The sequence below is a fragment of the Arthrobacter sp. UNC362MFTsu5.1 genome, from assembly GCF_000685965.1.
In the GTDB taxonomy this organism is placed as follows: Bacteria; Actinomycetota; Actinomycetes; order Actinomycetales; family Micrococcaceae; genus Arthrobacter.
This window is the reverse complement of record NZ_JMLE01000031.1, coordinates 45,732-56,514: the sequence shown is the minus strand read 5'-3', so window position 1 is coordinate 56,514 and position 10,783 is coordinate 45,732. Positions and strand designations below refer to the sequence as shown.

Sequence of the window (10,783 nt, the reverse complement as noted above, 5' to 3'; positions counted from 1 at the left end):
CCACACCTTGCCCTTGGCCGGATCCGTCACCGAAATAACCCCGGAACCAAAACTCACCTCAGCCGCACCCGGCAACTGCTTATCCCCGCCCAACTGCATATTCGCCGGCGACACCTGATTCAACGTCGAACCGGTCTCATCATCGACAAACACATCACCGGAATTCTGCAGAATATCGAACGTAGTACTCGCCGGAGTCACCGCACCATCCAGCACACGCGACGGATAATTCAACCGCCCAACAGCATTCCTGGCCTTACTCACCACCCACACACCGCCGTCGTTCAACTCCACCTCAGTGGTCTTAAACCCCGGATAAATCACCGCCCCCGCCACCAACGCAGCACCGGCCACCGCAAAAACCGTGCCGCGGAGGATCCCGGCACGCCGATAACTCGGCGTCCGTTCCGATTTGGGCGTCACGGATCGAAGTAGCCGTTTCATTGCCAGTTTTCCCCCACAAAAATGCATTCCGGGCACGCTAAGGCCCCATAAAGCGACATACCGGGTCAATCCGACTATGTCATAAGACCATCAATTTTAGAAACCCGCTCCTCCGTCCGCTGATGCGGGAGTCCGGGGAACGCAGGTGGAGCAATACGGGTGGATATCAGTCCAGGACGAGTCCCCGGCCACTGCCGCGCTGCAACAGGACGGGGTGTATTTCACCGAAGCCACGAACCTCTTCGGCCGCCTGCGGGACCAGCACAAAACGTTCGTCGTGTTCGAGCGCAGCGGCCGTCATCGAATCGACCAGCACGGTGCCCGGATCCGCCAGCGCAGTCAGCCGCGCGGCGAGGTTGACGGTGGGACCGTAAATGTCGCCCAGCCGCGACAGGATCCTCCCCCACACCATGGCCACCCTGGCCTGGGGCAGGATCTCATCCTCGGTGAAGGCCTGGCACAGGGCGAGGGAAATTTCCGCACCCGCCGCCGGTGTCTCGGCAATATAGAGGACTTCATCCCCCACGGTTTTCACCAGCCGTCCGCCGCCGACCGAAATGATCTCGGCGCATTTGTTCTCGAAGCGCTGCACCAGCTGCGCCAGGGTCTTCTCGTTCATGCGACGCGAAAGGCTGGTGTACGAAACCAGGTCGGCAAATCCTACGGCCCGCGCCAGTGGCAGCGGTGCGTCATCCTCGTCGCCCTCGCGGCCCTCTTCGCTGGCCTGCAGTCCGGCCTCGGCCCGTACGGCAAGCCGCTGGACCCCCGCGTTGAGCTGCCTGCGCCAGGAGTAAACCAGCATTTCCTCGAGTGCATCCACCAGGGACGGCAGCTGGTTGACCAGCCTCTTGCGGGCGACGGCGTCCGGCACACCCTGCCGGTGCACCATGTCCTCCACAAGCGCTTCAATTTGCCAGACCACCATGCGGTCGGTCATTTGCCCGATGGCCCGGGTGACGGAAATAGCCGCCTCCTCGGTGAGCTTTCCCGCCCGGACCAGGTCCACCACGGTGGACAGTGCCGCCTGGTCGCGTTCGGTGAAGGCAACATCCTCGTCGCCAAGGTTGGGAAAGCCCAGGGCGCGCCACAGCTTGCGGGCGGACAGCAGCGACAGCCCGGCACCGGCCGCCACCTCACGGCGGCGCAGCTTGCGCTCACCGCCGAGGAGCCGGGCCTCCAGCGCCTTCGCGGCGAGCCGTTCGGCAGAAAGGGTTCCCGTGGGAGCAGCTTCACTCGAGGACGATCCCGGCGAAGACGGGTCATACTGGGCAGGGTCGTGGGGTATTGGCTGGTGGGCTGATGCCGGGGTGGCTGCAGGGTCGCCTGGCACCGACGACTCGAGCACGGATGTTCCAAGCGGGGATACCTCAAGCACCGGCGCCTCCAAGGAAACGGGCGGCTCCACGGATACCGGTGCCTCCAATGAAACCGGATCCAGGGTGGCCGTTTCCAGGACAGCGGCTTCGAGGGTGGCGGTCTCCACTACGGCGTCCGGCGGAGAGGGCAGCTCAGACGGCTCCGCCTGGTCGACGGTTCCGGTGTTGTCCACGGGTCCGGCATTCTCAGCGCTCATCTCTTCCACCTTCTCTCGTATCCCACGTCTCTCCCCTATCCCACGGCCGGTACCGCGGCATGTCCCCGGCAATGTCCTGCGCCCGGTCCGCCTCGTAGATCACTCCGGCCGGCAGTTCATCGATGGCATCGAGAACGAAGTTCCGGAACTTCGCAGCTTCCGGAACATCCGGGATGACCGACTCGGCACCGTGTCCGGTATCCAACGATATATTCCCGGAACGCAATATGCGTTGCCACAGTGACTGACTGACGCCGACATGATGAACCGCCGCGAGCGGGATCTGCATGTCCCGCCTGCGCAACATACCGTAACGGGCAATTATCCGTCGGCTCGTCAGCACGTACTGGGTGGCGTGCCATCTGAGCAGCCGCGGCAGGCAGTATCCCAACAGTATCCACGCAACACCGCCGACGCACACTGCGACAAGCCAAATAGTCCATCCCTCGGAGATCAGCGGAACCAGCCTGGCCGGCTCGCCCCTCACGATCCAAGCGCTGGCGAAGGCGCCCACAGCGGGTCCGGCGATGAACAGCAGCCCCGGAAAAAAGAGCTTCCGGGGCTGCGGCCGGGTAACAGTGATGACCTGTTCACCCGGCAGGAGCTCTTTACGCATATCCGCTTTCCGCGGTGCCGGTTCCCGTATCGGTTCCGGTACCGGGCGGGGTCCAGGGGCGGAGGTGAACGACGTCGCCGGCCGTCACCACATGCTCGTGCTTGCCGGCGTCCACCACCAGCAGGGAGCCGTACTCGTCCAGGCGGGAGGCATGGCCGATGATCTCGTGGTCGCCGGGCAGCTGTGCGCGCACCTGCTTGCCGAGGGTGGACATGACCGATTCCACGCGCTTGTGCAGCGACGGTCCGCCGGCCATCCCGGCGGCGGGGTCGCCGTCGGCATTGCAGAAATTGCGGTACAGCGCGGCAAAGCGCGACAGGTAGCTCTTGAGCAGCGCGGTCCGGTCGACTGTCCGGGCGTTTTCCAGCAGCACGGATGTGGCCGTCGGGACGGGAAGCTCCTCGGCAGTCAGGGTCACATTAAGCCCGGTGCCCAGGATCACAGGCGGCACAGTGCCGTCCCCCATCGGTCCGAGCTGGGCCAGGATGCCCGCAATTTTCCGGCCGCGCACCATGACGTCGTTGGGCCACTTGATCTCGGCCGGGATCCCTGCCGTTTCCAGGAGGGCCTCCCGGAGGGCAAGGGCGGCGAGCAGCGAGAACCAGGAGTAGCTGTGCGTGGGCAGCGGCCGTCCTTCGGCGTTCACCGGCCGGAGGACGATTGACACGGACACGGAGCTCAGCGGCGGCGCCTCCCAGTGCCGGTCCAGGCGGCCGCGGGCGGCGGTCTGGTGCTCGGCGGTAAGGACGGACAGGTCCGGCCAGGCGCGCGGATCGACGGTCACTCCCTGCAGGAGGTCCGCATTGGTGGAACCTGTTGAATCCACCACGGTGAGCTGCGCTATGCCGTTGGCAGCCAGGAAATCCTCACTGCCCAGTTCGTTCCTGTTGAGTCCAACGCGGGCAGCGGGAGACTGCGGGGTGATCGGGTCCTGGCCGTCGGCGGGCTGTGGGGCGTCCATAGTTGAATCCTACCGAGTTGGCGCGGCTCCGGCGGCGGGCGGACGGGTTCTCAGAGGAAAATGTCAGGGACCAGCCGGCCCTCCGGCGCCCCGAGGCTGTACGGCGAAAAATCGGTGACGCCGGCCGCGGCGAGCACCTGTTCGTCCGTGTAGAAGTTGCCGCTCCGCCGGCCCGCCTGGCCCGCCAGGTTGCTTCCCGTCAACACTGCATGTGCCGCATCCGCCATGATCTCCGGTCCGCGGGCTGCCTTGACCATGTTCTCGCCTCCGGGCATGTTCCGGATGGCAGCCGTGTCGATCAGCGTGCAGGGCCAGAGCGAGTTGACGTTGATGCCGTCTTCCTTGAGTTCCTCGGCCAGGCCGAGGGTGGTGAGGCTCATGCCGTATTTGGCCATGGTGTAGGCAAGGTGCATGCCTGCCCACTTGGGATCCAGGTTCAGCGGCGGTGACAGCGTCAGGATATTGGCATCTGCTGAGCGGCGAAGTGCCGGCAGGGCGAGCTTGGAGAGCAGGAAGGTTCCCCGGACATTGATGTCCTGCATCAGGTCGTAGCGCTTCATGTCCACGGCGTCGGTTTTGGACAGATCGATCGCGGAGGCGTTGTTGATCACGATGTCGATCCCGCCAAACCGTTCGACGGCGGCGGCAACCGCCCCGGCGACGTCGTCGTCATTGCGGACGTCGCCGACGATCGGGAGCGCCCGGCCGCCTGCTGCTTCCAGTTGTTCCGCGGCGCTGAAGACCGTGCCTTCGAGTTTTGCGTGCGGCTGTCCGGTCTTGGCCATCAGCACGATATTGGCGCCATCGCGCGCGGCGCGGAGCGCAATGGCGAGGCCGATGCCGCGGCTGCCGCCCGACATCAAAATGGTGCGTCCCTGAAGGGAACCGGCGGCCTGGTACGGCCCTGCGGCGGTGCCCGAAGCATCGTTGCTTGAAGTCATAAGGACACTCTAGCCGAAGTATGTTACCGGTGAGTAACATAACGGTCGGCGTCACCCGACGGCAGAAAATTGTAGGTTTTCTACAGCGGTCCCGGCCAATAGCGTCACTAGACTAGCCAACAGGGTCCTGTTTTTGTGCGGAAGCTACTTAAGCGCCGTCGCGACACAGGGCCAGCCACCATCAGCTACAGCGAACAATCAGCTACAGAGCCGGAGACACTTGATGAGCCACGATCTGACAACGACTGCGGGAAAGATTGCAGACTTCCGCGACCGCCAGGCGCGTGCCGAACAGCCATCCGGCCCCGAAGCCATCGAAAAGCAGCACGCCCGCGGGAAGAACACGGCACGCGAGCGCATCGACCTCCTCCTGGATGAGGGATCGTTCGTCGAGTTCGATGCCCTGGCCGTCCACCGCTCCACGGCCTTCGGCATGGAGAAGAAGAAGCCCCTGGGTGACGGACTGGTGTCCGGTTACGGCACGGTGGACGGCCGCCCCGTGGCCGTCTACAGCCAGGACTTCTCCGTCTACGGCGGCTCGCTCAGCCAGGTCAACGGCGAGAAGATCGTCAAGGTGCAGGAATTCGCGCTGCGCAACGGCTGCCCCGTGGTGGGCATCCTCGACGGCGGCGGCGCCCGCATCCAGGAAGGCGTGGCCTCCCTGGCCATGTTCGCGGACATCTTCCGCAACAACGTCCACGCGTCCGGAGTGGTCCCCCAGATCTCGCTCATCATGGGCCCCTCCGCCGGCGGCGCGGCCTACTCCCCTGCCTTGACCGACTACGTGGTCATGGTGGACAAGACCTCGCACATGTTCATCACCGGACCGGACGTGATCAAGACCGTCACCGGCGAGGACGTTGACATGGAGACCCTGGGCGGAGCGCGGCAGCACAACGCCACCACCGGCACGTCCACGTACCTGGCCTCGGACGAGGCGGACGCCATCGAGTTCGTCCGTGAACTCCTGGACTTCCTCCCCTCCAACAACCTGGCCGAGGCTCCGGTCCTGGAGCACCAGCAGGACCTCGAAGTCGACGACGACGACCTCGCCCTGGACACGCTCATTCCGGATTCGGCCAACCAGCCCTACGACATGCGCAAGGTCGTTGAGCAGATCGTGGATGACGGGCACTTCCTGGAGATGCAGGCCCTCTACGCACCCAACGTGATGATCGGCTACGGCCGCATCGAGGGGCACACCGTCGGCATCGTGGCCAACCAGCCCATGCAGTTCGCCGGCACCCTGGACATCTCCGCGTCGGAAAAAGCCGCGCGCTTCGTCCGGCACTGCGACGCCTTCAACATCCCCATCATCACGCTGGTGGACGTGCCGGGCTTCCTGCCGGGCAAGGACCAGGAGTTCCAGGGCATCATCCGCCGCGGCGCCAAGCTCCTGTACGCCTACGCCGAGGCCACCGTCCCCAAGCTCACGGTCATCACCCGCAAGGCATACGGCGGGGCGTACATCGTGATGGGTTCCAAGAAGCTCGGCGCCGACCTGAACCTGGCCTGGCCCACGGCCCAGATCGGCGTCATGGGCGCGCAGGGCGCCGTCAACATCCTGTACCGCCGCGAGCTTGCTGCGGTGGCGGAGGCCGGCGGTGACGTCGAGGCCAAGCGCGCGGAGGTGATCCGGCAGTACGAGGAGGAGCTCCTCAACCCCTACCAGGCCGCCCAGCTCGGGTACGTGGACGCCGTCATCGCGCCGTCCGAGACCCGGGTGCAGATCATCAAGGGCCTGCGCGCCCTGCGGGACAAGCGCGCCAGCCTTCCCGCCAAGAAGCACGGGAACATTCCGCTGTGACCCCGGACGTGGAGCCCGCCGCGCACCCGGCCGTTTCACCGGCCGGGAACGAACCATCACCTGAAACAGCAGCCGGGGAACCGTTGTTCTCGGTGGTCAAGGGCGAACCGACCGACGTGGAACTCGCGGCGCTCACCGCCGTCGTCCTTTCCCTCGGCAGTACCGCGCCCGAAGGCGATGCGAAGCCCAGCGTCCGCCACTGGGTGCGGCGGCAGCAGCTGCGGCTGGCCCCCACCCCGGGGCCGGGCGCGTGGAAGCGAAGCCGCGGCTAAGGCCGGCAGCTGCCGTCTGGCCGCAGCATCACCGCACCGGCCGGGAACTGACACACCGAAAAGTTCAGTGAGTCTTTCATAACTGGGATCGCCCCGTTAGTCTCGTGGGGTGACTACCGAAACCGCAGCCTCAGCGCGCCCCCACACAGCCATCGACGCCGTCGCAGACGCCTACACGGACACCCTGATCAGGCTCAACCCGAGCTTCGCCACCACGCTCGGCGTGCCCGGCCACGAAACTGAATTCCAGGACTTCTCGCCTGCGGGAATCGAAGAATTCATCGTTGCGGCGCGCAAGGCCCTCCGCGAACTGGACGGGCTGGAGCCGGTGGACGACGTTGACGCCGTCACGCTCGACGCCATGCGGGAGCGGCTGGGGCTGCAGCTGGAAATCCACGAATCCGGCTGGGATGCCGCGGACCTGAACAACATCGCCTCGCCGGCGCAGGACATCCGTGCCATCTTTGACCTGATGCCCACCGATTCCACGGAGCACTGGGAGCACATCGCCGGGCGCGCCCACAGCGTCCCCGGCGCGATCGATGGCTACATCGAGTCGCTGCGCTACGCCAGGGAACAGGGCAAGGTCTCCGCCTCCCGGCAAGTGTCCATCGTCGTCGAGCAGGCCACCAGATACGCTGCCGAGGACGGCTTCTTCGCGAAGATGGCCGCCGGCGCCAAGACCGCGGACGGCCCGCTTTCGGCGGAACTGCAGGCAAAGCTCGACGACGGCGCCACCGCGGCCCGCGCCGCGTACCTCAAGCTGGCGGATTTCCTGTCCGCCGAACTGCTGCCCGCGGCACCGGCCAAGGACGCTGTGGGCCGGGACCGGTACGCGCTGGCATCCCGGGCCTTCCTCGGCGCGACGGTGGACCTCGACGAGACCTACGCCTGGGGCGTCCAGGAGCTGGAACGGCTCATCGCCGAACAGGAACGCGTGGCCAACGAGATCCGGCCCGGCGCTTCGGTGGCGGACGCCAAGGAAATCCTGAACAGCGATCCCGCGCGCCAGCTCAAAGGCACCGACGCCCTCAAAGCCTGGATGCAGGGCCTCTCGGACAAGGCTGTGGCGGATCTGGCCGACGTGCACTTCGAGATCCCGGACATCATGAAGACGCTCGAATGCCTGATCGCCCCCACCGACGAAGGCGGCATCTACTACACCGGACCTTCGGACGACTTCAGCAGGCCGGGCCGGATGTGGTGGTCGGTCCCCGCGGGCGAGGACACCTTCACCACCTGGGCCGAAACCACCACGGTGTTCCATGAAGGCGTGCCCGGGCACCACCTCCAGATCGCCACGGCCATCTACCGCCGGGAGCTGCTCAACAAGTGGCGCCGCAACGTCTGCTGGACTTCGGGCCACGGCGAAGGCTGGGCGCTGTACGCAGAGCAGCTGATGCTGGAACTGGGCTACCTCAAGGACCCGGGCGACCACATGGGCATGCTCGACATGCAGCGCATGCGGGCCGCGAGGGTGGTGTTCGACATCGGCGTGCACCTGGAGCTCGACGTGCCGGAGCGCTGGGGCAGCGGCACCTGGACGCCGGACAAGGGCTACGACTTCCTGAAGCAGAACCTCGCGATCAGCGAAGGCCAGCTCAACTTCGAATTCGCCCGCTACCTCGGGTGGCCGGGCCAGGCTCCGTCCTACAAGGTGGGCCAGCGCCTCTGGGAGCAGATCCGCGCCGAGCTCGAAGCCCGCCCCGGCTTCGACCTGAAGTCCTTCCACACCAAGGCACTCAACGTCGGCTCCGTGGGGCTCGATACGCTGAAGCGCGCGCTGCTGGGGTAGGCCGGTCTCGACGCTGCGTCCCGGAGGGACGGACATCCTCGGCGTGCTCGCTCGTTCCTCGCTTGGACGCACGCTGCCGGATGACCGTCCCTCCGGTCCGTTCACGAGACGTTTGCCACACCGGACCTGGGAATAACTTCATAAAACGCTGACCTGGCGCCGAAATTGCTTGCATGTGAGCGTGATGGCCGAATGGGGCCGCGTAATATTTCTCAATGTCGAATGGAAGCTGTATTTTGTGCCGCCTAGCGTGTTCGGGTGACCACTCAAACCAGCACTCCCTCCCCCGCAGGAAACACCGGCTTCCGGCTGCCCAAATGGGCCGGCTCGTTCGGCTTCCAGATCATTGCCGCCCTGATCGTGGGCCTGGGCCTTGGCCTCCTGGCCAAGTACACCGGCAGCACCAAGGCAAGCCCCAATGCCCTCGGCGCCACCCTGCAGACGATCGGCTCGAGCTACGTCTCGCTGCTGCAGACCGCCGTGGTGCCCCTTATCTTCACCGCCGTCGTCAGCTCCATCTCGAACCTCCGGCAGGTCTCCAACGCTGCGAAGCTGGCCTGGAACACGCTGCTGTGGTTCGCCATCACGTCGCTGATCGCGGTGCTGATCGGCATCGGCCTGGGTGTGCTGCTGCAGCCCGGCGCCAGCACCGGCATTACCCAGGAAGCCAAGTACAGCGGCAAGTCCGGTGACTGGTGGGCCTTCCTCACCGGCCTGTTCCCCAAGAACTTCCTCGGCCTCGGCGCCAGTTCCACTGTGACGGAAAGCGCGAACGCTGCAACGACAGTGAGCACGTCCGTCAGCTTCAACGTCCTGCAGATCCTGGTGATCGCGATCGCCGTCGGCGTGGCGGCACTGAAGGTGGGCAAGGCCGCCGAGCCCTTCCTGAACCTCAACGCCTCAGCCCTCGCGGTCATCCAGAAGGTGCTGTGGTGGATCATCCGCATCGCCCCGCTGGGCACTGTGGGCCTCATCGGCAACGCCGTGGCCGTCTACGGCTGGGACACCATCGGGTCGCTGGGCAAGTTCACCTTTGCCATCTACGTCGGCCTGGCCCTCGTCCTGTTTGTGGTCTACCCGGTCCTGGTCCGCACCCATGGGCTGTCCGTCAAGCAGTACTTCTCCGGCGTCTGGCCCGCTGTCCAGCTGGCCTTCGTGTCCCGCTCGTCCGTGGGCACCCTGCCGCTGACCCAGCGCGTGACGGAGCGGAGCCTGGGCGTACCCCGCGCCTACGCCTCCTTCGCCGTACCGCTGGGCGCCACCACCAAGATGGACGGCTGCGCCGCGATCTACCCGGCCATCTCCGCGATCTTCGTAGCCCAGTTCTTCGGCATCCAGCTCGACTTCAGCCAGTACCTGCTGATCGCCCTCGTCTCCGTGCTGGGCTCCGCCGCGACGGCCGGCACCACCGGCGCCGTCGTGATGCTGACCCTGACGCTCTCCACGCTGGGACTGCCGCTGGCCGGCGTCGGCCTCCTGCTGGCGATCGACCCGATCCTGGACATGGGCCGCACTGCGGTCAATGTCGCCGGGCAGGCGCTGGTCCCCACGATCGTGGCCAAGCGCCAGGGCATCCTGGACGAGGCGCTGTACAACGCACCGCGCAACGGCGACCCGTTCGCGGACGACTCCGCCAGTGCAGATCCGACGGCGGCCGCTCCGGCAACTGAACGGGACGAACGCGAGCTGGCGGACGCCAAGGCGTAACCCGCATCGTCGCCGAAGCGCGAACGTACAGTTGAGGCCTCAAATCCACACGGGTTTGGGGCCTCAACTGTACGTTCGCGCTGATGTGGTGGGACGTCCTAGCGGCCGCCGCCGCCGATCACGCCGTTTTCCACGGCCTTGGTGACGGCGTCGGCTTCCGCCTGGGTGAGCTTGCCGTCCGCGACAGCCTTGTCCAGCCGGGACTTCAGGGCCGCCGCGCGCTCGGACCGTTCCGCGGCGCGCAGCTCCTCAAGTGCGGAGGTGACCTTGGATTCTTCTATCCCGAGCGACTCCGCGAGGGACTTGGCCAAGGCGGCTTCCCTGGCCGCACGGTCCGGCTTCTCTCCCTCGGCGGGCCGTGTGGCCGGCTTGTTGGCATCGCGGAACGCCTTCAGCGCCTCCGTGACCTTTGCCTGGTCAACCCCGAGCTTGGCCGCCAGCTCCGATGCCTGCACGCCCCCTTCGTGCCCGTGGCGGCCGCCCTTGTGGCCGCGGTCGTGGCCGTCGGTGTTAGCACCGGCCGATGCGCTGGCTGACGGAGTGGGGGTCGGAGTGGTAGCTGCGGACGCAATTCCGCTGATGCCGATCCCGGCCCCGACAACCAGGGCAGCGGCGCCCAGGCCGAGGCCCAACTTCTTTCTGCTTGTCATGGCACGTCTCCTCGATC

The 10,783-nt window shown here is 66.0% G+C and carries 10 protein-coding genes; 4 read left to right on the top strand and 6 right to left on the bottom strand.

The window, feature by feature from the left end:
• The 5 genes from BS38_RS0120880 to BS38_RS0120860 all read right to left on the bottom strand — a co-directional run.
• The coding region (locus tag BS38_RS0120880; protein WP_231511375.1) for a hypothetical protein at nt 1-444 on the bottom strand (444 nt) is incomplete at its 3' end.
• Nucleotides 445-610: 166 nt separating this feature from the next.
• A complete protein-coding gene (locus tag BS38_RS0120875) occupies nt 611-1,951 on the bottom strand; it encodes an adenylate/guanylate cyclase domain-containing protein (RefSeq protein ID WP_028272531.1) in 1,341 nt (446 codons plus the stop codon).
• A gap of 55 nt (nt 1,952-2,006) precedes the next feature.
• On the bottom strand, nt 2,007-2,633 hold the full coding sequence (locus BS38_RS0120870; protein WP_028272530.1) for a PH domain-containing protein: 627 nt from the start codon (nt 2,631-2,633) through the stop codon (nt 2,007-2,009).
• Nucleotides 2,626-3,594 (bottom strand): biotin--[acetyl-CoA-carboxylase] ligase, encoded by a 969-nt coding sequence (locus BS38_RS0120865; protein ID WP_028272529.1) that lies wholly within the window; start codon nt 3,592-3,594, stop codon nt 2,626-2,628. Before BS38_RS0120865 ends, BS38_RS0120870 begins: the two co-directional genes overlap by 8 nt.
• A 50-nt stretch (nt 3,595-3,644) precedes the next feature.
• Nucleotides 3,645-4,535, bottom strand: coding sequence for an SDR family oxidoreductase (locus tag BS38_RS0120860; RefSeq protein ID WP_028272528.1), 891 nt, complete (start codon nt 4,533-4,535; stop codon nt 3,645-3,647).
• A gap of 223 nt (nt 4,536-4,758) precedes the next feature.
• Here BS38_RS0120860 and BS38_RS0120855 point away from each other — a divergent pair, with 223 nt between their 5' ends.
• The 4 genes from BS38_RS0120855 to BS38_RS0120840 all read left to right on the top strand — a co-directional run bounded on the left by BS38_RS0120855 (nt 4,759) and on the right by BS38_RS0120840 (nt 10,116).
• Nucleotides 4,759-6,342 carry an acyl-CoA carboxylase subunit beta gene (locus BS38_RS0120855; protein ID WP_028272527.1) on the top strand — a complete coding sequence of 528 codons (1,584 nt, stop codon included), beginning with the start codon at nt 4,759-4,761 and terminating at the stop codon, nt 6,340-6,342.
• Nucleotides 6,343-6,425: 83 nt separating this feature from the next.
• Nucleotides 6,426-6,614, top strand: a complete 189-nt coding sequence (locus tag BS38_RS0120850; protein ID WP_028272526.1) for an acyl-CoA carboxylase subunit epsilon — start codon at nt 6,426-6,428, stop codon at nt 6,612-6,614.
• A 109-nt stretch (nt 6,615-6,723) separates the two neighbouring features.
• The gene (locus BS38_RS0120845) at nt 6,724-8,409 is read left to right on the top strand and encodes a DUF885 domain-containing protein (protein WP_028272525.1); all 1,686 of its coding nucleotides are present in this window, start codon (nt 6,724-6,726) and stop codon (nt 8,407-8,409) included.
• 258 nt (nt 8,410-8,667) lie between these two features.
• Nucleotides 8,668-10,116, top strand: a complete 1,449-nt coding sequence (locus BS38_RS0120840) for a dicarboxylate/amino acid:cation symporter (RefSeq protein ID WP_028272524.1) — start codon at nt 8,668-8,670, stop codon at nt 10,114-10,116.
• Between the two features lie 98 nt (nt 10,117-10,214).
• Here BS38_RS0120840 and BS38_RS0120835 read toward each other — a convergent pair whose 3' ends face one another.
• Nucleotides 10,215-10,766, bottom strand: coding sequence for a hypothetical protein (locus BS38_RS0120835; RefSeq protein ID WP_028272523.1), 552 nt, complete (start codon nt 10,764-10,766; stop codon nt 10,215-10,217).
• Between the last annotated feature and the right edge of the window lie 17 nt (nt 10,767-10,783).